Below are 20,689 nucleotides of genomic sequence, written 5' to 3'. Positions count from 1 at the left end.
CGGGCGCTGGGGCCGCTCAGCGCGTCCAGGCTGCCGACGGCCCGGGAGCGACAGCGGTGGTGCTCGCGGCGATATGGGCCGCCAGGGCGGACAGGCAGGGGTGGTCGAACAGGACGGCGGGCCGGGCCCGAAGCCCGTACGCGCCGTTGACGAAGTCGAGGAACTCGGCGCCCAGTACGGGGTCCAGGCCCAGGCTGCGGAAGGTGGCCTCGGTGTCGATGTCGAACACGTCGCAGCACAGCGTCTCGGCGAGCTGCTCGCGCAGGACGCTGAGGACGTCGTCCCGCCCTGCGCCGGCCCTGCTCGCCCCGGCCGCAACAGGCCTGGGCTCCGGCGCGGCTCGCTCACTCCGCGGCCTGGGCGGCGGGGTGCCGGTCAGCTGGGCGGCGACATACCGGGAAAGGGCTTGGGGCGTCGGGTAGTCGTCGAGTTCGGCGACATCGATGTCCGATCCGCAGGCGGCGTTCAACAGGGCCACGAACTGTGCGCCGAGCAGTGCGTCGACGCCCAGCAGCCAGAAGGTCAGGTCCGGTTCGATGTCCGCGGCATCCCGGTAGAGCAGCCGGGCGAGCACCTGCGTCGCCTCCCGGAGGGACAGGGCCTCGGCGTCTTCCGGGCTCATGGTCCGGTGCGGGGGCGCTTGCCGGTCAGCGCACGCGAGCCGGTACGCGCGTGCCGCGTCCCTGGCCCCCGGGCGCCGGGGCGTCGGGCTGGGCCATCAGGATGGAGCGCTGCAGCCGGCCCAGTGCGGCCGACGGCTCCAGGCCGAGCTCCGCGACCAGGGTGTTGCGCAGCCGCTGGTAGACGTTGAGTGCCTCGCCGCGCCGTCCCGAGCGGTGCAGGGCCAGCATGAACTGCCCGTGCAGGCTCTCGTGGGTGCGGTACCGGCTGACGAGCACGGTCAGTTCGGAGAGCAGCTCCCGGTGACGTCCGAGGCGCAGATCGGCCTCGATCCGCTGATCGAGGGCGCACAGCCGGGCCTCTTCGAGGCGCTCGATCTGCATGCCGATCTGGCTGCCTGCCTGTACGTCGGCCAGGGCGGGCCCCGACCACAGGGACAGCGCGTCCCGCAGCCGCGCGGCCGCCTGGGAGTAGTCCTCGGCGTCCATGGCCCGGTACCCGGCTCCGGCGCGGCGCTCGAATTCACGGAAGTCGACGGTGCCGCCCTCGGTCTCCAGGCGGTAGCCGCCGGGAAGGGTGACCAGGACGCTCTTGGCGCTCCGCCCCTCGTCGGGGCCGCCGGCCAGGGCCTCGCCGATGAGGTCACGTACCTGGAGCACATAGGTCTGCAGAGTGGTGCGGGAGCTGCGTGGCGGCTTCTGGCCCCAGAGCTCCTCCACCAGCTGGGAGACCGGCACCAGTTGATCCGCGTTCAGCGCGAGCAGGGCCAGAACCTGCCGGGGCTTGGGCGCGGATGGCGCGATCGACCGTCCCTTCTCCCGCACCGACAGCGCCCCCAGCACTTCGATGTTCATGTTTCTCCCCCAACGTCGGGCATGCAGGGTCAGGTATGCGAACTCGCCGCGTCCGCCCCCGCAGATGCGGTTGCGGCACCTGCCGTACACGAACGATACGATTAAAAAACAGCACGGTCGGTTTGTCAATGCTGGAACGGACGCTTCCGCGAGGTTCCGCCATCTGAGGCCTACGGTCGGTTTCCGGCCGATGCCGGTCCCGTCGCACAGCAGTGCGCACCCCCGCCGCGCAGGCGTGGCAGGGGTGCGCACCGTGGCAGAAGGGGCAGTTGGCGGGGTGGGCGGGAACCGGGACCGGCCCATGACAAGCCATCCGGGCGCACCGCAGGGGCGGCGCGGCGCGGCATCCATGGAGTCACGAAAACAGACCGCAGAGGCGGTTTCAATGCCTGGCGGGCGTGAGGGGTAAGGGAGGCGGTGCTACGGCTGGTGCGCGCCCTCGGCCGTGAGGCCGGCGAGCACCGACGCGACGGCGAGCCGGGGCAGCAACAGCTCCCAGAACCGGGTGACGGTGGGCGCGGAGCGCCACGCGGCGTCGCGGGCGCCGAGCACCTCGAAGCCCACCGTGGCCGCCACCACGGCGGTCACCACATCCTGCGGTGCGACCGTCCTGTGCAGTTCTCCGTCGCCCTCGGCGTTGTGTAGTGTCCGGGAGACCCACTGCTGCCAGTGGCGGCGCAGGTCGTGCCCGGGTTCGCCGGCCGCGGCGCCGCTGAGTTCGAACCCGGCCCGCAGCACCACGTCCTCGCCGAGTCCGCGGATGAGCCGGTGCGAGGCATTCACCAGCAGCTGGAGCCGGCTCACCGGCGCGTCCGCCTGCTCCTCGCCCGACGTGATCCCGTGCAGGCGCTCCAGGGCCGCCTCCTCGACGGCCCCGGCGAGTTGGGCCTTGGTGGCAAAGTGGAAGTGCAGCGCGCCGGTACTCACCCCCGCGAGTGAGCTGATCGTGGTGAGCGCGGCCACGGTGAAGCCTTCGCGGTCGAAGACCTCCGCCGCGCACCTGATCAGCGCTTCACGAGTACGCGCCGCGCGTTCCTGCTTGACCATCGAACTGCTCCGTCACTGCGGGGGGTTGCCGTGTTTGCGGGAGGGCAGGTCGGCGTGCTTGGTGCGGAGCATGGCCAGGGATGCGATCAGCACCCCGCGGGTCTCGGCCGGGTCGATCACGTCGTCGACCAGACCGCGCTCGGCGGCGTAGTACGGGTGCATCAGCTCGGCCTTGTACTCCTTGACCATGCGCACCCGCATCGCCTCGGGGTCCTCGGCATCGGCGATCTGCCGGCGGAAGATGACATTGGCGGCACCCTCGGCGCCCATCACCGCGATCTCGTTGGTCGGCCACGCGTAGGTCAGGTCCGCCCCGATGGACTGGCTGTCCATCACGATGTACGCCCCGCCGTACGCCTTGCGCAGGATCAGCGAAATACGGGGCACGGTGGCGTTGCAGTACGCGTACAGCAGCTTCGCGCCGTGCCGGATGATCCCGCCGTGCTCCTGGTCCACGCCGGGCAGGAACCCGGGCACGTCCAGCAGCGTCACGATCGGGATGTTGAACGCGTCGCACATCTGCACAAACCGGGCCGCCTTCTCGGAGGCCTCGATGTCCAGCACCCCGGCCAGCGACTGCGGCTGGTTGGCCACAATCCCGACCACCTGCCCGTCCAGACGGGCCAGCGCGCAGATGATGTTGCGGGCCCAGCGCTCGTGGATCTCCAGGTAGTCGCCGTCGTCGACGAGCTCCTCGATCACCTTGTGCATGTCGTAGGGCCGGTTGCCGTCCGCCGGGACCAGGTCCAGCAGCGCATCGCCGCGCCGGTCGGCCGGATCGTCCGAGGCCACCACCGGCGGATTCTCCCGGTTGTTCGACGGCAGCATCGCCAGCAGGTAGCGCACCTCGGCGATGCAGGTCTCCTCGTCGTCGTAGGCGAAGTGCGCCACCCCCGACGTTTCGGCGTGCACATCCGCACCGCCCAGCCCGTTCTGCGAGATCTCCTCACCCGTCACCGCCTTGACCACATCCGGCCCGGTGATGAACATCTGCGAGGTCTCCCGCACCATGAACACGAAATCCGTCAGCGCCGGACTGTAGGCAGCCCCGCCCGCGCACGGGCCCAGCATCACCGAAATCTGCGGGATCACCCCCGACGCACGGGTGTTGCGCTGGAAGATCCCGCCATAGCCGGCCAGCGCCGAGACACCCTCCTGGATACGGGCGCCGGCGCCGTCGTTCAGCGACACCAGCGGCGCACCCGCCGAGATCGCCATGTCCATAATCTTGTGGATCTTCGTGGCATGCGCCTCACCCAGCGCCCCGCCGAAGATCCGGAAATCATGCGCGTACACGAACACCGTGCGGCCCTCGACCGTGCCCCACCCGGTGATCACACCATCCGTGTACGGCTTCTTCGCCTCCAGACCGAACCCCGTCGCCCGATGCCGGCGCAACTGCTCGACCTCACGGAACGACCCCTCATCCAGCAACAGCCCGATCCGCTCCCGCGCCGTCAGCTTGCCCTTCGCATGCTGCGCCTCGGTCGCCCTCTCACTCGGCCCACGACGCGCCTCCTCACGAAGGGCATGCAGTTCGGCCACGCGTCCGCGGGCAGGGACCGCCTCCACGCGGACCGGGGCGGTGTCACTCAGCAGCGTCACAACGGGTCCTTTCCTTGGCGCAGGTGCGTCCGGTCCGGATGCACCCAACATAACAAACCGCTTGTGCGGTTTGCCTAGTCGGTCGACGGGCGGCTCACTGCCAGCTGTGCGGAGCGCGGTAGGCCGCCAGGCCCTCCCATCGCCGCCGGTCGGCAGCGGGTGGCCGCTCCCCGGCGCACTCCACTTGCGCCTTCTGCCCCGCGAGCACCGACAGCAACACCACGGTGACGGCAGCCAGTTCGTCCGCCTCGGCATGCCCGCGCTCGACGCGCACCACGTGATCAGTTCCACCTTCAGCGTTCACAGCGGCCTCCCCTCCTCTCCCGCCACGGTCGGCGGCGATGCTCAAGGAGGGCTCGGATCCGGCTCGAGAACCGGTCCAAGACCCGTCTCGGCGGCAGAGAGGCACTGGGCACAACAGAGAACTCCGCCGGCCGCGAGGTGCTGCGGAGTTCTCCGAATGCGGACGGCGCTATGCGGGGGAGGTCGCTTCCTTCTCCTTGCGCAGCTTCATGGCCTCCTCGTACACCTTGGCCGCCCGGCCAGGGGAGAAGTCCAGCCGCACCAGCACGCCCGGAACCGCGATCGCGGCCATCAGGTGCCGGTAGAGCTCCGCCACGCGCTCCAGCATGTCCTCGTGCCGGGTCATGATGCTCGACAGCACCTGCACCCCGGTGAACGCCCCGACGAACATCGTCGCGATGGTGTCCAGGTCGGTGTGCGGAAGGAGCTCGCCGTCCGCCTTCGCCTGCTCGAAGAGGCTCAGACTGTGGTCGGTCCAGGCCTGCATCGGCACCCGCCGGTCCAGGCCGTCCTTGGACGATCCCTGCTCCACGGTGAGGCGCACGCTGCCCCGCACGATCGGCTCGCGCTCCTTGAGCAGGTAGGACAGCAGCAGAGCCTCGTCCACCGCCCGCTGCAGGCTCAGGTCCCGGGGAGGCAACTCCGGGAGCGCGCCGAGCTGTTCACCCAGCACCTCCTGGGCCAGCTCCTTCTTGGAGGCGTAGTGGAAGTACAGCGCTCCCTTGGTCACTCCGGATCTCTTGAGGATCTCGGAGATCGTCGCTGCTTCGTATCCGACCTCATCGAACACCTCGGCCGCCGCGACCAGGATCGTCTGCCGCGTTCGAGTGGCTCGTTCTTGGCGCGCCACGTTACACCTCCGTACCCCCCGTCATACCCGGACATGACGGATGTCCCCGCGTCGGCCACCGGCCGACGAAAGGCGCTGAGCAGGCGGGCAACCTGCCTGCCTGCGCTTGCCGTTCGCCCGTCCCGCCACCGGACGGCGCGGACGCCGTCCACCCGCCCATGCTCTCGCAGGGGTGCGAACAATCCCCACAATAAAACCAAGCGTCCGGTTTTTCAAGGCATCCCGGACGGTCGCCTTCCGGTCATACGGGGCCCAACAGCGCATAGTTGACCTGCGACTTCCCTGGATTCCTTGCAAAAAACCGGTTGGGCCGTATCTTTATGGGCCATTGAACTTCCTTCCCTGACTCGACGTCTCTGCGGAGAGGTCCCATGACCCTGCTGACGTTCCAGAAGGATGACCATCCCCAGACCGCGGGGAGACCACTCCCGCCCATGGGGTCCGAAACCGCCGCCCCGGCCACAGCCGCCGCCGAACTGGCGCATCTGCTCTTCGACCGGGAGGACCGGGACCGCGTCCACGGCACCTGGCGCGCGCTGATCGCCGGCGAGGAGTTCCGCTACCGTCCGGGGCTGTCCGAAGAACAGCGCATCGCCCGTTCCTACGCCCGGCTGCGCCTGCTCAACGGCGCCCTCGACAGTCCCGAGGCGCTGGCGGGCGACCCCCGTCGGCTGGCCAGCCTGCACGAGTGGACGGGGGTGGTGGACGCGGCGCTGGGAACGGTGGCGGGGATCCACTACAACCTGTTCCTGGGCAGCCTCCTCGACCACGACCCCGAACGCCGCCGCAACTTGTCGGAGTTCACGTCCATGCAGCGCACAGGAACGTTTCTGTGCACGGAGCTCGATCACGGCAACGACGTCGCGGGCCTGGAGACCACGGCAGCCCTCGACCGTGCCTCCGGCGGCTTCGTACTGCACACGCCCACCCCCGGTGCGCAGAAGTTCATGCCGAACACCAGCATGATCGGCGGTCCGAAGAGCGCGGTGGTGGCCGCGCGGCTCCTCATCGACGGCCAGGACCAGGGCGTCTGCCTGTTCCTGACGCCGCTGAGCGATGAGCACGGCCCCTTGCCCGGGGTCCGGATCCGGATGCTGCCGGAGCGCACCGGCGTCCCGCTGGACCACTGCCTCACCTCGTTCGACCAGGTGCGGCTGCCCCGCGAGGCGCTGATGGAGGCGGATCACGGGCACTTGGACCACGACGGGCTCGTCACCGGCAGCCTGGGCAGCCGGCGAAGACGCTTCCTGCGTTCGATCGGCCGCGTCACCGTGGGCAAACTCTGCCTCAGCGCCAAGGGCGTGGGCGTATCGCGGGCGGCCCTGGCCATCGCGGTGCGCTATGCGCACCACCGCCACATCAGCGGGCCGAGGGCGGGCGAGCGGGTGCCGCTGGCCGCCCACCGGAGCCATCACGGCCGGCTGCTGTACGCGCTGTCCAAGGCGTACGCGATGACCTTTCTGCACCGTGCGGTCGTCTCCCGCTGGTCCCAGCACACCCCCGAGGACCGGGCCGAGGCCGAGCGGCTGACCGCCATCGCCAAAGGCTGGATCACGTGGCAGGCCCGGGACATCACCCTCGAGTGCCGCGAACGCTGCGGTGCCCAGGGCCTGTTCCCCGCCAACGGCCTTGCCGACTTCCCGCTGAACCTGGAGAGCTCGATCACCGCGGAGGGCGACAACCTGGTGGTCTGGGTAAAGGCCGCGTCCGAGATGGTCTTCGGCCACCAGACCACCCGGCCCGGCTCCCATCACCACTCCGGAACGGCCGAACAGGCTCTCAACGACCTCGGTTTCCTGCGTGCCCTGCTCGCCGACGTCGAAGGCATATGGCAGTTACGGGCGCGGGCCGCCGTGCGCAGGGCCCCGGCGAAAAGCCCGCTGAACCGGTGGAACGCCGCGTCCTCGGCCGGCCTTGAGATGGTCTCCACCCACGCCAGCCTCAACGCCGCCGACGCCTTCATCGCCGCCGCCGCCCGGGCCACCGACCCGACCGCGGCACACCTGCTCCACGGGCTGTGCAGGCTGTTCCTGCTACGCCAGTTGTGCGCTCACACGGGCGACCTGCTCGCCGAAGGCGCCCTGAACAACCATCATGTCCGCGCCTGGTCCAACGTCATGGAGGAGGCCATCGCCGACCTGGCCCCCCACATGATGACCCTCGTCGACGCGTTCGACCTGCCCGGCGAATTCCTGTCCGCCATCCCCATCGCCAGCGGCGGATATCTCGACCGCGTCCTGGACGACTGACGGCCCCGCCTCGCCCCGGCTCCCTCCGGGGCGGGGCGGCCCGTTCAGCCCGCGGCCGCCCGTTCAGCCGACGGCTTCGGCCCGCGCGGCCTCAATGACGGCGGCATGCGGCGAGACCGGCAGCACCCGGGTCACCGTGAGACCCGCACGGTCCAGAAGCGCCTCGTACTCGTCCCTGGTACGCCCCTTGCCGTTCAGCACGGTCATCATCATCGTGTCGATGCTCTTGCCGGGATGGGGGGCGTTCCCCTGCGGGATCAGCGCGTTGACGACCAACAGCCGCGCCTGGTCCGACATGGCGCGGCGGCACTCGGCGAGAATGCGCACCGCCTCCTCGTCGGGCCAGCTGGCCAGGACATGCTTGAGGAGGTAGACGTCGCCGCCGGCCGGCACCGCGTCGAAGAAGCTGCCCGCCACCGCGCTCCAGCGCCCGGCCAGCCCCGGCTCGTCCAGCACATGGTCGGCGACCACCGAGGGCAGCTCGAACAGCACACCTGTCAGCCCCGGATGGCGCAGCAGCACGGCCCGCAGCAGCCCGCCGCGCCCGCCGCCCACGTCGACGACGTGCCCGGTGCCGCCGCCGGCGGCCGAGAAGTCGTAGGCGCGGGCGACATCGTCGCTCAGCGTGTCGGAGAACGCCGCCATGCTGGCGTTGAAGCGCGCCGCCAGTGCGGGATCGGTCGCCAGATAGTCGTAGAACGGGACGCCGAAGAGGTCCTCGAAGACCGTGCCGCCGGTGCGTACCGCTTCATGAAGCCGGCCGGCGGGCCGCCAGAAGACGTCCTCGCCACGCATCAGGACGAAGTCCCGCAGAGAGCGAGGCGCATCACAGCGCAGGGGATCCGCGAGCGGCGTCAGATGAAAACACCCCGCGCCGTCCTCGCGGAAGACGCCCTTCGTCGCCAGATACCGCAGCACCCGTTGCAGACTCGCTGCGTCCACACCGGCCGACTCGGCCAGCTCGCCGCACGTACGGGGACCTCCGGCGAGAAGGTCCGCGATACGGAAGCGGGCCGCGGCCTGCAACGCCGCCGAGTACACATACCCCACGGCCAGTTCGAACAGCTCGCCGGAGAGATCCTCCTCCGTAGCCGCCTCGCCCGAAGCCTCGGAACGAACAGCACCCATTGGCCCCACACCCCTCCGCCCCACAGACCCGGCTCGTGGCGCCAGCCTCGATCACCTCCGTCGCAGCCCGCTCGAACCACACTCAAGGAACGCTGGTGGGCTCAGCGGGGGTCGCGTCCGATCATGCCGAGCAGCCGGTCCTGCAGTGGGGCGTCCTCGGGGACCGGCACCTCCGGGCCGAAGACCTTCACGCCCGGGCCGAAGGCTTCCGGCGTGCGCAGCTTCTCCATCACGTCGTCCGGAACGGCCGAGGTCGACAACCACATCCGCTCGACGTCCGCCGGGTCCATACGGTCGTCCTGCCCGGTGGCCCGGGCGAGGTCCCAGGCGTGGAGCACCATGTCGTCGCTGATGACCTGGTCGATCTGCTGCTCGACCGTCATACGGCCGTTGGGCGTGTCGCACGGCGTCCCGGCGCTCTCCGGGTCGTCGAGCACGGCCTGGATGTCGGCACGTGCGGAGGTGAAAGCGCCCAGCGGGTCGTCCTCCAGCCGGGGCGCGGGGCTGAGAGAGCGGCCCAGGGGGCGCAGCATCACGCCGTGCATGTCGATGATGTGGCCCACGACGTCCCGGGCCGTCCAGTCCTCGCACGGTGACGGGCCGGCCCACTGGCTGGACTCCACGGCGGCAACCTTCCGCTCGAAGGCGTCGGCGTGGCGGCGGTAGCGTTCGGCGATCTCGTTCATGTTTCCCTCTCGTTCCCACAGCGCTGAGGACGTGCCACCGGTAGGACTCCGGCCGCGGCCACAACTCATCGGTCACCAACGTCGCGGTTCTGCCGGGGCATTGAGCGCTCCCGGTCCTCAGCCGAGGACCACCTGGGCGAGGAGTTCGGCGACCTGTGCGGGCTGATCCGTCATCACCATGTGGGTCGCGTCGGGAATGGTGACCAGGGTGACGCCGGGGCTTGCCTCAAGCGCGGCGCGCTCCTCGTCGGTCAGCCCGATCTCGTCGCGGTCTCCTCGTACGACCCAGGCCTGCGCGCCCGAGTCACGCAGCCGTGGGACCAGCGATCCGTGGTGGTCCAGGTAGTCGAAGTAGTGCCGGACGCTTCGGCGGCAGAAGGCCGCGTCGTTCTTCTTCAGCTCGGCGACCAGCATGTCGCGATGGGCCTCGGGCAGGCTCTTCGCCATCGCGCGCGGTGTGAGCCGCACCAAGGCGGACCAGGTCAGTGAGCCGATACCGGGCAGCTGCCCGAGGCGGTCGGCGACGGCGAGTTCCTTGAACTCGTCAGGCCGCGAGAACGTCGGGGACAGCAGCACGAGGCGGCCGGCGAAGTGCCCGCCGGCCGCCATCTCCAGAGCGATGTTGGCGCCGAAACTGTGGCCGACCACGACATCGCAGCCCCGCTCCGCGGCGAGGGCACCCGCGAGCGCTGCGTAGTTCTCCATGCTCACGTCCTGCGGGGCTTCGGTGCCGGCGAAGCCCGGGACCGTCGCGGCCACCAGCCGCACCGGCGCGGTGGCGAGCACCGGTTCGGCGACCATGTCGTCGTAGAACGCGGTACTGCAGAGTGCGCCGGGCAGCAGCAGTACGCGGTGCGCGGCATCGGCGGGCCCGGACTCGCGGATGTCCCACGCAAGGAACTCCTCGGTACTGCTCACGATGGGACCTCCGTCTCACGCCTTCGGGCGGGCCCCAGTGTGGCGCGCGTACTGGGGCGGCACGACGACCCTGAGCCGAACGCGGCATGTCCCGCGGCGGCGGGTTCCGCCTGCTCCCCTGCGCCGAGCTGTACATGGGACGCCGACTGCTGACTTCCGGCGGCCGCGCGGTGAACCGAGTGGCACGGCGCCACGTATGAGAGGAGGGCTCCCGACGTCCGGGGCCTCCGGCGTTCACAGCGCCGTCCCGGATACGACTGAGGGGCCAGGAGATGACGCACGCACGACGCAGGGTGCAGCGGTTCGCGCGGCTGGCGGCAGTCGGCGGACTGCTCTGCGGCGGGCTGATGATCACCGACGCCGTGGCGGGCGAAGGCTCCAGTCCGAGAGGGGGCCCGGGCAGCACCTCCGAGAACAACGGCCTGGGGGCACGTCTCGTGTCCGAGCTCGGCATGTCCCGTACCGCCGGAAGCTGGATCGGCGACGACGGGCGACAGGTCGTCGCGGTGACCGACGCGGACGCGGCGGCCGAGGTCGAGCGGGCCGGGGCGCGCGCCAAAGTCGTCCGGCACAGCATGAGCCGGCTCCGCTCGGCCACCGAGACCCTGAGCGAAGCCCCCCGTGTGCCCGGCACCGCATGGGCCGTGGACTACGCGACCAACAAGGTCGTGGTACGGGCCGACAGCACCGTCTCGGCCACCGACTGGTCCCGCATGTCGGGCGTCGCCGAGGACATCGGCGGCTTCGTACAAATGCAGCGCACCACAGGCGCCTTCACCACGAGGGTCAACGGCGCCGAGCCGATCCTCGCCCCCAACGGCCGCTGCTCCGCGGGCTTCAACGTGACCAACGGCCGCGACAACTTCATCCTGACGGCCGGCCACTGCGGCCCGGTCGGCACCACCTGGTTCAAGGACAAGCGAGGCAGCCAGCCGCTCGGCGCCACCACCTCCAGCAACTTCCCCGGCACGGATTTCTCGCTCGTCCAGTACCGCAACGGCGAGACGCCCGGCGGAGCCAACGTCGTGAACGTCGGTGGCGGCAAAGGGGTCCAGATCACCGGGGCGGCCGATCCCGCCGTCGGCCAGCAGGTCTTCCGCAGCGGGAGCACCACGGGACTGCGCTCCGGCCGCGTGACCGGGCTGAACGCGACGGTCAACTACCCCGAAGGCACGGTCAGCGGCCTGATCGAGACGACGGTCTGTGCCGAGCCCGGGGACAGCGGAGGCCCGCTGTTCGCCGAGGGACTGGCGCTCGGGGTGACCTCGGGCGGCAGCGGCGACTGCAGCACCGGAGGGACCACGTTCTTCCAGCCCGCGACCAAGGCGATGGCGGCCCTCGGGGTGAACCTGACCGGCGGCACCGCTCCCGCGCAGGGCAATGGCGCGAGCCAGGCTCCCCTCAACCCCGCGGCTCTGCCCCCGGCTCCGGCGGGGGCCGATACACCGCCCGGGCCGGGGCAGGCGAGCGGTCCGGCAACGATCACCGCATTCTTCGGCCCCCGGGCACTCGCACCGGGACTCGTCGTCCTGGCGGTGAGCCTCATCGGGCTGATCGCCACTCGCTCGATCTGGTCGGCCCAGGATCGTCGCCGCTACCGTACGCACTACTCGCAGAGCTGGAGCTGACCCGCAGAGAGCTGACCCGCAGACAGGACGGGCGGCAGACAGGACGGGCGGCAGGCAGGTTGGGGCGGCAGGCGGCGGCTACCAGTCCTTCTCGACACCGCCCATTTTCGCGGAGATCAGGACGCTCACATGGCCCTTGTCGTCGTACACGTCCTGACGCCACTTGGCGAAGGCGCCGGCCATGCGCTGCATGTCCTTGTCCGAACTGTGGGCGACCTTCATCCACACCTGCGCCTCGTTGGTGTCCCCCACCTTGCGGATGATGACCTTGACCGCCAGCGGGCCGAGCACGTCGTCGGTCCTGTCGCCGTTCGATGCGAGGTGGCCGCGGAAGTCCGCCTTGGCGTCGTACCAGCCCGCCATCTCCTCCTCCGAGCTGATCACCGGCTCGCCGTCGCCCTCGGTCGTCAGGTCGGGCTGCGCCGCTCCGGACTCGTCGGTGGTCTCATCAGTGGTCGTGTCGGTCGTCTCGTCGGTCGTCTTATCGGCGCCGCCCTCGACCGTTCCCGGCTGTCCCGGTACGGAACCGTCGGCCACCACCGTGCTCGGCTCCTGCTTCTCCTGGCCGCACGACACCAGCAGCCCGCAGCAGAGCAGTGCCACCACCGTCACGGCACCGGCCCTGCGTAAACCTCGACTCGTCGTCATCTGGACTCTCCCCCGTCGCTTGTTGTTCCCGCTGTCCAGATGCGTACGGCGACGGTTCCGTTCCACTCGGCTCTCAGTGGACGAGGGTGTAGCTGCCCCACGGCGGGGTGTTGGGCGCGATGCTGTCGGTGAGGGTCGTCGCAAGATACGTCGTCATGTCCCCGGAGCAGTCGTCGTTGGGATACAGGACCATGTCCACGAGGGTGTTGTTGACGACCTCGACAGCTCCGGCGGACCCGAAGCGGTGGCAGCCCTTGACCAAGGGGTTGCTCACGGTCACAACCCTCTCCTTCTCGGTTGCGTAGGAGACGGTGCCGGCCGCGTTGCGGCCGAGGTCGGAGCAGCCCGCGACGGCGATGGTCAGGAGCGCTGCCCCGGTGGCAACGCCGAGGCGCCGGTGATCGGTCACGGCCATGAGCGGTCCTCTGTCTGTACGGAAGAGTCCGGGAAGGTCCCTGAAAGGTCCTGGTGGAGGCCACCTTGCCGGGTTCACGACCGGGCGGCATCCGGTGCGCGGCCGGCCGGGCTACGGCGCAGCCGCGCACTCAGGATGCGGGGCCACCCGTGACGTCGCGGGGCTCCGGCCGTTGACCACGGTATGAAGAAGCGAAGCATGGCCGCTGTTGCGTCCCTCGTCACCGGTGTCGTTGCCTCCCTCATCGCCCCGTCCCCCAGCGCTCACGCCGACACGCTCGGTGAGTCCCTGGGGCTTCCGATCGCCGTGCCGACCGTCGCGGACGGTTCACTCGAAGGTGTGGACGACATCCTCCCTGCGGCCGAATAGCCGCGTCACCGCGACCGGCAGAGGTGCGCGACAGTGGCGGGCCGCATTCGTCTGCGGCCCGCCACTGTCGGCCCGTCGGGTCAGCGCAGCTGAACCACCGCGCGGGGACGGTCCGGGCCCCGTGCCCCCTCCACGTGGCCCTCGGTGACTGCCAGTGCCGCGGCCATGATGCTCAACTGTGGATTGACCTCCGGGCAGCCCGGCAGCACCGCCGCGTCCGCGATCAGCACCCCGTGCACTCCGCGCAGCCGCCCGGCGGGATCGGCCGGGAAGCGCTGGGCGTCGGCACCGGCGGAGACCGTGCCGGTGGGGTGGTAGGCGGACAGGTGCAGATTGCGCGGGCCCACGCGCCCGAGGATTTCGTCCAGTTCGGTCAGTGAGCGGGCGCGGGGCGCGACGGCGATGCCGGTGAGGACCTCCTCCGCGCCCGCCGCGAACAGGAGTTGGCCCATCGCGCGTACGGCGAGCATCAGGCGGTCGCCGTCGCGCGGGTCCAGGTCGTAGCGGAGCAGGGTCCGTTCACGGCCCAGTACCCGCCCCGACGGGCGGTCGGCGATCATCGCGCCGAGTGTGGCGAGCCGGTCGGCGCTCTCCAGTTCGCGCCGCAACTCGCCTCCCAGGCCCGGCAGTACGAAGGAACCCATGCCCGGCGGGGTCGCGGTGGCCTCGATCAGTACGCCTTGGTCGTGCAGCTCCTCCACGCCGACGCTCTGCAGCACCCCCTCCCAGGCGGTCACCGGCTCGGCGAAACGGCCCGCGACGCTGGTCGCCGGATGGACGCTGAGGTTGCGGCCGAGCCGTGGGTGGCCGCCCAGGCCCGAGCGGCGCAGCAGGAGCGGGGACTGCAGGGCGCCCGCGGCGACGACGATCAGCGGCGCGAGGATCTCGAACTCGCCGCCGTCCTCCCTCCCTGCGAGCACACCCATCGCGCGGGGCCCTCCGGGACGGTCGGCGTCCACGAGGACACGCCGGGCCCGGGCGCCCGTGACGATGCGGGCTCCCGCGGCGCATGCGTCGGGCAGGACCGACAGTTGCACGCTCTGTTTGGCGCCGGTGGGGCAGCCGACCACGCACTGGCAGGAGCCCTTGCAGCCGGTCGCGTTGCGGCGCAGGGGCGCGGCCTGCCAGCCGAGGCGTTCGGCTCCGGCGAGCGCGAGCCGGCCGTTGTTGCCGAGGACGTCCATCGGCTGGGTGGCCACGTTGAGGGTGCGTTCGACCTCGTCGAGGTACGGGCCGAAGCGTTCGGCGGGCGAGAAGCCGAAGTCGTCCGTCCAGCGTGCCAGCACATGGTCCGGAGTGCGGTAGCAGGTCCCGGAGTTGACGACGGTCGTGCCGCCGACCGCGCGGCCCACCGGAAGCAGCAGGGGCGGATTCCCCACGGCGACGGTCGCCCCGCCGTCGCGGTAGAGGTCGGCGAACCGGTCGAGCGGGGTGCGCCGTCCGAAGGACGCTGTGGAGTGGTGGTGCCCCTCCTCCAGTACGACGACGCGGAGACCGGCCCGGGCCAGGGTCCGGGCCGCCATGGCGCCACCCGCGCCGGAGCCGATGACCACGGCGTCCGCCGTGGACCGGGCCCGCCACTCGCGCGACGGGGTGCAGTCGAGCGGCGGATCCGCGCGCGTCAACCCCGGGGTGGGTACGCCGTGTTCAAGCATCCGCTCGGTCCCGGCGGCCAGCAGAACGGGCACCTTGAGCACGTCGAGGAGGGGCAGCAGCGCGGGGCGGGCGCCGAGCGAGCCGAGCACGGACTCCCGCTCCGCGGCGCTGAGGCCGGACAGCCTGCGGCCGGTGCGGGCCAGGGCATACGCGTCGAGCGCACGCGCCGCCGCCCGGACCCCGGCCCGCGTGGGCGCGGGCATCGAGCCGAGGACGGCCTCCAGCCTGCCGGGAACCCGTGCGGGCCAGTCGGCGGTGCCGTCGTCGGCGATGAGCGCGGCCACCAGGCCGTTAAGACTCATCGGGTGCCCACCTCGGCGTGTGCGGTGCCGTCCAGGGTCCACTCGGCCTCGGTGCGCCAGCCGCCCCACCAGCGTTCCAACAGGACATGCGCGTCAGCACGTTCACTGTTGCGGCAGGTCGCGTGGCTGCCGTCAGGATCGGTGTAGTCGAGCGCGAGCGTGCGCTCCTCGGGCTGGGTGACCTCGACGCGGATACGGCGCAGACCCGCACGGCCGGTCGCCGTCCAGGTCGGCAGGCCGATGGCGCAGCGGAACCGCCCGAGCCCGGCCCAGCCCACCGCCGTACGCTCCGCCCTCCGCGGCCAGGTCCGGCCGCCCCTGCGCAGCCGCAGGAACACCATCGGCGGCAGGCGGCGCAGCCCGGGCCGGGTGGAGACTGCGGCGACGATCTCCAGCACATCGCCCCCGCCGAGATCCGCGTGCAGCCAGGCCCAGCGGCGGGCGTTGCCGTGGCCGTAGATCCGGGCGGAGGCTCCGGGCGCGCCGGCCGGTGTCAGGGTGGCGTTCTCGTACGAGAAGGTCCCGCCGTACGAGGCGCGCGCGGCGGGAAGCATCTGGGCCGCTGGCAGCAGGGGGCGGCGCCAGGACCAGCGGGGGAAGGTGAACAGCGGGGCGTCCGAGGTCTGTTCGGTCAGGTCCCAGCGCAGTGCGCCTGCCGAGCCGGACAGCCGGCCGGGCACGGCCAAGACGCCGTCCGCGGTGAAGCCGTCGCCGCTTCCGGCCCACTTCTCGGGGCCGAAGCGGGCGTGCCGTACCGGACCGTCCTTGGGGAAGACCGCGGCCCAGCCGTGCGCGAACGCCTCGGATCCGTCGGCGGGCGCGGTGAGTTCGTGGTGCAGCCACAGTCCGGTACCGGTGGCCGGGTCGGTCAGCGTGGTGTACCAGACTTCGGTACGGCCCGGCTCGCCCTTCCACCGGGGCGCCAGGTGCGTACGCGCGTCCTGGCGCCGCGGGAAGCGGAAACTCGTGAGGAAGGGCACGAGCCCCGTCGTCACCGGGAAGCGCAGGGTGCCTTCCCCGATCGCGGTGCCGTTCTCGTACACCGTGAAGGGCAGCACGGTCATCGACGCGAGCGGCCTGCGCGGGGTCACGGACTTCCAGCCGTCGAGAGTGAGGCGGCGGTCATCGGCCGTGAAGGAGATCCGGTAGCGGATACGCCGCCGGGCGAGCGGCGAGATCTCCAACTCGCCCTCGGTACAAGGGTCGTCGGCCCATCCGGCGACGCGTATCCGCCCGGTGATCCGCGCCTCGGTCGTGCCACGGGGCCGCAGGACGCGATCCGCCGCGGCCCTCAGGTCGAGCCGTACCGCGCGGGCCCGGTCCTCCCCGTCGAGGGTGACCGTGCCGAGCATGGTCTCCCTGAAGACGGTCCCGCGCGTTCCGCCGGCTGTCCGTGTACTCATGCGAGGCCCTCCAGCATGATCCGCTCGGTCGCTGTCAGATACGTCTCCGCGGCCCGCCGCGCGCCGCTCTCGTCGCCCGCCACGACGGCTTCGACCACCGGTTCCAGCCTGGCGTGCGCGGCGACGGGGTCGGTGAACGGACCCACGAGGGCGGCCCGCACCGGCAGATAGGCATTGAAGAGGGTGTTGGTCAGCAGCGCATAGACGCGGTTCCCGGTGGCCCGGGCCAGCGCCCTGTGCACCTCGATGTCGGCGAGCTGCACGGCATCCCCGCCCTCGGCCGCCCGCACGGCTGCCAACAGGGAGCGCAGCTCGGCCCGGTGCTCCGCGGTGGAGCGGGCGGCGGCCCGTTCGGCGATCAACGCACCGACGCTGCGCCGCACTTCGAAGATCTCGCCGATCCAGTCCGGACTGTGCCGTACGAGCATGGGCAGCAGATCGGCCCCGCCGACCCGCGCGTAGTCGCGCACGCGGGTGCCGACGCCGTGCCGTGTCTCCAGCAGCCCGGCCTGGACGAGACGGCCGAAGGCGTGCTTGAGGGTGGTACGGGTGACGCCGTACCCATCGGCGAGCTGTCGCTCCGGAGGCAGATAGCTGCCGGCCGGGTGGCGCCCGGCGAGAATGTCCTCGCGCAGCCGGGTCTCCAGGACATCGACGATGGTCTCGCGGGGCAGCGCCTCCATAGGGATCCTCCTGCGGACTCAGTGGCTCAGTGGATGAGCCACTCAACCAGCACGGGAGGGCGAAGTCAATGCGTCAATCACCGTGCTGCCCGTGGCTGTTACGGCGCTCTGCCTCGGAAGTGAGGGTGCCGGGCCCTCCCCTCACACGTCTGCGCGGGAGCCGGCGCTACTCCGAGCGCCTCGGCAACCGGCCCGTGGGCCTGCTGACGAGGCGCCGCGCGGCCACGGTCCGGCCACTCGCGGGTGGAGGGTTCGGGCCCGGCGAAGTCTCAGTCGTCCTCACCCGCCGCCGACTCCGCCGCGGCAGCCGCCGATTCGGCCGCATCCACCAGGTTCCGCATCTCCGGGAGATCCGACGGGCTCGTCGTCGCCGAGCCGCCGCTCGCGCCGCCACCCTTGGCGTCGCCGCCCCGTCCGCACCCCGCGACGCCGCCGAGAACAGTCACGAGGATGAGTGCGGACAGGGCCGCCCTTCCGGTGCCTCGGCGAGCAGTCACTTCCCGCTCCCGTTGTTGTTCGCCTTGCACCAGGTCTTCACCGCGGCCAGGTCCTTCTGCCGCTTCTCCAGGGTGGGGACGAGCGAACGCCGGAAGGCGAGCTTGTCGTTGAGGTAGGTCTCGATCTCGGTGTGGCCCGCCTTTCTGGCGTTCTCGACCCGCTTCTCCAGCCTGCTGATCGACCCGCGCTGTGTCGCGTCGCCGCCCAGGCGGGTCAGGGCTCGCGCCAGTCGCTTCTCGATCTTCGGCACCCGCTTGCACAGTGCCTGTGCGCCGTCGCCGGTCGGCTCGGCGCCCGGCGACGGTGTCCCGGTGCCGGGTGTGCCCGCGTCTGCCGCGGCGGCGCCGGTCGCGGTGAGCAGGGCGGCCACGGCGGTGAGAGCCAGGGCTGCGGTCTTGGTGGTCCTCATGACGGTCTGCCTCCTGGAACGGGGCGCGAGGCCATGTGCCCGCGCGCAGCCAGAAGTTAGGGGCCGACTTTGTGGAAACCTTGTGGGTGCCGGGCCGTTGCGATCAGCCAGTCCCGATCGGCCGGCAGTGACGGTGCGGTCTCGCCCAGAACGGGGAGGCGGACCTCGAACCGGGTGCCCTCGCCGGTCGGCCGGTCCTGGACCTGGACGCGGCCCCGGTGCAGCGCCGTCTGCTGCGCGACCAGGGTGAGGCCGAGCCCCGAGCCTGAGCTCTCCGGTCCGCGCTCGAAGCGGTGGAACACCGCGTCGCGCCGCGCGGCCGGGATGCCGGGTCCCCGGTCGTCCACCGTCAGCACCGCGACCGGTTCCGCGGGGTGCCCGCCCGCGCGCAGCCCGACCTCGATGCGGGCCCGCCCGTCGGGGCAGCGCCCGTGGATCAGGGCATTGGCCAGGAGGTTGTCGACGATCGTTCGCAGCCCTGGCTCCCATCCGTACACGCTCGGGCGCGGCATCACCGGCACACTGATCTCCGCGGTGGGGTGTCTGCGCCGGGCATCGGCGACCGCGGCGTCGATCACCTCCGTCAGGTCCACAGGACCGAAGGCCTCGGCCTCCACCAGGTCGCCCCGGCCGAGCTCGCGCAGCATCACCAGCAGGCCGAGCATCCGGGTGTGCTCGCTGTGCAGATCCTTCAGAACCTCGGTCCGGTCCTGCGTTCCGAGATCGGGATGCTCGGTGAGGATGTCCAGGTTGGTCTGCATGCTCATCAGCGGCGTACGCAGTTCGTGCGCGGCGGCGGCCGCGAAGGAGCGTGCGGTGGCGAGGGCGCCCGTGGTTCTGGCGGCCTGTTCGTCATAGCGGGCGAGCACGGTCCCCAGGGTCCGGGCGAGGTCGTCGACCTCGGTGACCCCGGTCGGAGCGTGGTCGAGCCGTGCCGTGTCGGCCGTCGGGTCGAGTCCGCTGGTGCGTTGTTGCAGTCGGCGCAGCGGGCGGGAGGCGCGGGAGGCGACGGCCAGGCCGAGCAGTCCGGCCATCGGCGCGGCCAGCAGTGCCACGGTCACCACGCGCCTGCGGACAAGGGCGAGTTGGTCCTGGCTCGCGGTGTCGGGGGAGAACAGCCACAGCGTGCCGTCGACGCCGGGTCGCGATCCCCGTACGCGAACCGACATGACCCGCCAGCTGTCGTCTCCCTCCTCGATCGTCACCGGTCTGGGCGCGCTGTCGGGGAGACCTACGGACGTACTGGGCTGAGGCCCGCCCGAGACGGTTCCCTCGGGGCCGGTCAGCCGGATGCCGACGTCCAGGGCCGAGGCGTACAGCTGCCGCTCACGCGCCTGCTCGACCGCTGCGGGGCGGTCGGCGGCGGTGGCCCGCAGCAGTCGGCGGGCGTCCGCGGCGACAAGGGTCGCGCGCTCACGCAGATGCGCGTCCTGCTGCGCGTGAAGGTCACGCGTGACGAGTTGGAGCAGCAGCCAGCCGGCGGCCAGTACCAGTACCGGCACGGTGACACCGACGGCGAGCGCTGTGCGTGTGGAGAGTTTCACGTGCTCTGGCCCCTGTCGTCACAGCGCAGGACGAAGCCGACTCCTCGTACGGTGTGGATGAGCCGGGCACGGCCACCGGCCTCCAGCTTGCGCCTCAGATAGCTGACGAAGGTGTCGACGGCGTCGGTGCGCACGTCGAAGTCGTACCCCCAGACCCGGTCGAGCAGTTGGTCCCTGGTGAGCACGATCCCCGCATTGCGGGCGAGGACCTCCAGTAGCTCGAACTCCCGGCGGGTCAGCGACAGCGGCTCGTCGTCGAGCCGAGCTTCGCGGGCCGCGGGATCCAGTACGAGCGGACCGATACGCACCACGTCGGTGGCCCTGGGCGGCCGCCGGCGCAGCAGGGCCTCCAGCCGCAGCACCAGTTCCTGCAGCGCGAAGGGTTTGACCAGGTAGTCGTCGCCGCCTGCCTGCAGTCCGGCGATCCGGTCCGTCGTCTCGTCCAGTGCCGAGAGCATGAGTACGGGTACGTCGTTGTCGTCTTCGCGCAGTGTCCGGCACACGTGGATCCCGTCGAGATCCGGCATGGAGATGTCCAGCACGACGACATCGGTCGGCTGCTGCCGTACATGGGCGAGGGCGAGCCGTCCCCCTTCGGCCAGGGTCACGGCGAAACCGGCCAGCCTCAGTCCGCGCTCCAGCGAGCGCCGGATCGCAGGGTCGTCGTCGACGACCAGCACCCGCCCGCGGCCGGTGTCCCCGTCCATCCGCTCCCCCTCCCGCCTGTCGGCGTGGGCACCCGCCACGCCGTGGCCCCTTCCTATCGTGAATCAGCCACGGTGACGCCCCCCAGTAGCCTGCGCTCCAGGTCACACGGGTCCTTGCCGATGGAGGAGCGGACCTTTCACTCGTCGATCGTCAAGCCGCTGCTTC

General features: G+C 71.2%; 21 protein-coding genes. 3 read left to right on the top strand and 18 right to left on the bottom strand.

Annotated features, from left to right (window positions below; translation table 11 throughout):
* Positions 1-16 precede the first annotated feature (16 nt).
* From OG741_RS35565 to OG741_RS35540, 6 genes are all read right to left on the bottom strand, one after another.
* Positions 17-622, bottom strand: a complete 606-nt coding sequence (locus tag OG741_RS35565; RefSeq protein WP_405604605.1) for an acyl carrier protein — start codon at positions 620-622, stop codon at positions 17-19.
* A gap of 25 nt (positions 623-647) precedes the next feature.
* Positions 648-1,475: a BTAD domain-containing putative transcriptional regulator gene (locus OG741_RS35560; RefSeq protein WP_405604603.1), complete on the bottom strand. Its 828-nt coding sequence runs from the start codon at positions 1,473-1,475 to the stop codon at positions 648-650.
* 420 nt (positions 1,476-1,895) lie between these two features.
* On the bottom strand, positions 1,896-2,522 hold the full coding sequence (locus OG741_RS35555; RefSeq protein ID WP_405604601.1) for a ScbR family autoregulator-binding transcription factor: 627 nt from the start codon (positions 2,520-2,522) through the stop codon (positions 1,896-1,898).
* A gap of 12 nt (positions 2,523-2,534) precedes the next feature.
* Positions 2,535-4,127 (bottom strand): acyl-CoA carboxylase subunit beta, encoded by a 1,593-nt coding sequence (locus tag OG741_RS35550; protein ID WP_405604599.1) that lies wholly within the window; start codon positions 4,125-4,127, stop codon positions 2,535-2,537.
* Positions 4,128-4,221: 94 nt separating this feature from the next.
* Positions 4,222-4,431 (bottom strand): acyl-CoA carboxylase subunit epsilon, encoded by a 210-nt coding sequence (locus OG741_RS35545; protein WP_405604598.1) that lies wholly within the window; start codon positions 4,429-4,431, stop codon positions 4,222-4,224.
* Between the two features lie 168 nt (positions 4,432-4,599).
* Positions 4,600-5,280 carry a ScbR family autoregulator-binding transcription factor gene (locus tag OG741_RS35540; protein ID WP_405604596.1) on the bottom strand — a complete coding sequence of 227 codons (681 nt, stop codon included), beginning with the start codon at positions 5,278-5,280 and terminating at the stop codon, positions 4,600-4,602.
* A gap of 434 nt (positions 5,281-5,714) precedes the next feature.
* On the opposite strand from OG741_RS35540, the gene OG741_RS35535 reads away from it, so the two are divergent.
* Entirely contained in the window at positions 5,715-7,529 is a 1,815-nt protein-coding gene (locus tag OG741_RS35535) for an acyl-CoA dehydrogenase (protein ID WP_405604594.1), read from the top strand.
* A 63-nt stretch (positions 7,530-7,592) separates the two neighbouring features.
* Here OG741_RS35535 and OG741_RS35530 read toward each other — a convergent pair whose 3' ends face one another.
* The 3 genes from OG741_RS35530 to OG741_RS35520 all read right to left on the bottom strand — a co-directional run bounded on the left by OG741_RS35530 (position 7,593) and on the right by OG741_RS35520 (position 10,261).
* The gene (locus OG741_RS35530; protein ID WP_405604592.1) at positions 7,593-8,657 is read right to left on the bottom strand and encodes a methyltransferase; all 1,065 of its coding nucleotides are present in this window, start codon (positions 8,655-8,657) and stop codon (positions 7,593-7,595) included.
* A 101-nt stretch (positions 8,658-8,758) separates the two neighbouring features.
* Positions 8,759-9,343, bottom strand: a complete 585-nt coding sequence (locus tag OG741_RS35525) for a TIGR03086 family metal-binding protein (protein ID WP_405604590.1) — start codon at positions 9,341-9,343, stop codon at positions 8,759-8,761.
* 117 nt (positions 9,344-9,460) lie between these two features.
* Complete coding sequence (locus tag OG741_RS35520; RefSeq protein WP_405604588.1) at positions 9,461-10,261, bottom strand: alpha/beta fold hydrolase; 801 nt, start codon at positions 10,259-10,261, stop codon at positions 9,461-9,463.
* Positions 10,262-10,533: 272 nt separating this feature from the next.
* Between OG741_RS35520 and OG741_RS35515 the strand changes: the two genes are divergently transcribed.
* Positions 10,534-11,889, top strand: a complete 1,356-nt coding sequence (locus tag OG741_RS35515) for a S1 family peptidase (protein WP_405604586.1) — start codon at positions 10,534-10,536, stop codon at positions 11,887-11,889.
* 78 nt (positions 11,890-11,967) lie between these two features.
* Here the strand turns inward: OG741_RS35515 and OG741_RS35510 are convergent, their stop codons facing one another.
* Positions 11,968-12,537: a hypothetical protein gene (locus OG741_RS35510; protein ID WP_405604584.1), complete on the bottom strand. Its 570-nt coding sequence runs from the start codon at positions 12,535-12,537 to the stop codon at positions 11,968-11,970.
* 73 nt (positions 12,538-12,610) lie between these two features.
* Complete coding sequence (locus OG741_RS35505) at positions 12,611-12,952, bottom strand: hypothetical protein (protein WP_405604582.1); 342 nt, start codon at positions 12,950-12,952, stop codon at positions 12,611-12,613.
* A gap of 198 nt (positions 12,953-13,150) precedes the next feature.
* On the opposite strand from OG741_RS35505, the gene OG741_RS35500 reads away from it, so the two are divergent.
* Positions 13,151-13,321 (top strand): hypothetical protein, encoded by a 171-nt coding sequence (locus OG741_RS35500; RefSeq protein WP_405604580.1) that lies wholly within the window; start codon positions 13,151-13,153, stop codon positions 13,319-13,321.
* 80 nt (positions 13,322-13,401) lie between these two features.
* On the opposite strand, the gene OG741_RS35495 is transcribed toward OG741_RS35500, so the two are convergent.
* The 7 genes from OG741_RS35495 to OG741_RS35465 form a co-directional block, all read right to left on the bottom strand.
* Positions 13,402-15,279: a GMC family oxidoreductase N-terminal domain-containing protein gene (locus OG741_RS35495; RefSeq protein ID WP_405604578.1), complete on the bottom strand. Its 1,878-nt coding sequence runs from the start codon at positions 15,277-15,279 to the stop codon at positions 13,402-13,404.
* Positions 15,276-16,682, bottom strand: coding sequence for a hypothetical protein (locus tag OG741_RS35490; RefSeq protein WP_405604576.1), 1,407 nt, complete (start codon positions 16,680-16,682; stop codon positions 15,276-15,278). The genes OG741_RS35495 and OG741_RS35490 overlap by 4 nt, the downstream gene beginning before the upstream one ends.
* The gene (locus OG741_RS35485; RefSeq protein ID WP_405604574.1) at positions 16,679-17,365 is read right to left on the bottom strand and encodes a FadR/GntR family transcriptional regulator; all 687 of its coding nucleotides are present in this window, start codon (positions 17,363-17,365) and stop codon (positions 16,679-16,681) included. The genes OG741_RS35490 and OG741_RS35485 overlap by 4 nt, the downstream gene beginning before the upstream one ends.
* Before the next feature lie 269 nt (positions 17,366-17,634).
* The gene (locus OG741_RS35480) at positions 17,635-17,862 is read right to left on the bottom strand and encodes a hypothetical protein (RefSeq protein WP_405604572.1); all 228 of its coding nucleotides are present in this window, start codon (positions 17,860-17,862) and stop codon (positions 17,635-17,637) included.
* The gene (locus tag OG741_RS35475; protein ID WP_405604570.1) at positions 17,859-18,272 is read right to left on the bottom strand and encodes a hypothetical protein; all 414 of its coding nucleotides are present in this window, start codon (positions 18,270-18,272) and stop codon (positions 17,859-17,861) included. The genes OG741_RS35480 and OG741_RS35475 overlap by 4 nt, the downstream gene beginning before the upstream one ends.
* A gap of 56 nt (positions 18,273-18,328) precedes the next feature.
* Positions 18,329-19,816, bottom strand: a complete 1,488-nt coding sequence (locus tag OG741_RS35470; protein ID WP_405604568.1) for a sensor histidine kinase — start codon at positions 19,814-19,816, stop codon at positions 18,329-18,331.
* Positions 19,813-20,523, bottom strand: a complete 711-nt coding sequence (locus OG741_RS35465) for a response regulator transcription factor (protein ID WP_405605958.1) — start codon at positions 20,521-20,523, stop codon at positions 19,813-19,815. The genes OG741_RS35470 and OG741_RS35465 overlap by 4 nt, the downstream gene beginning before the upstream one ends.
* Between the last annotated feature and the right edge of the window lie 166 nt (positions 20,524-20,689).

The sequence above is a fragment of the Streptomyces sp. NBC_01410 genome, assembly GCF_045040195.1.
Lineage (GTDB): Bacteria > Actinomycetota > Actinomycetes > Streptomycetales > Streptomycetaceae > Streptomyces.
This window is presented reverse-complemented; position numbering and strand designations above follow the sequence as displayed.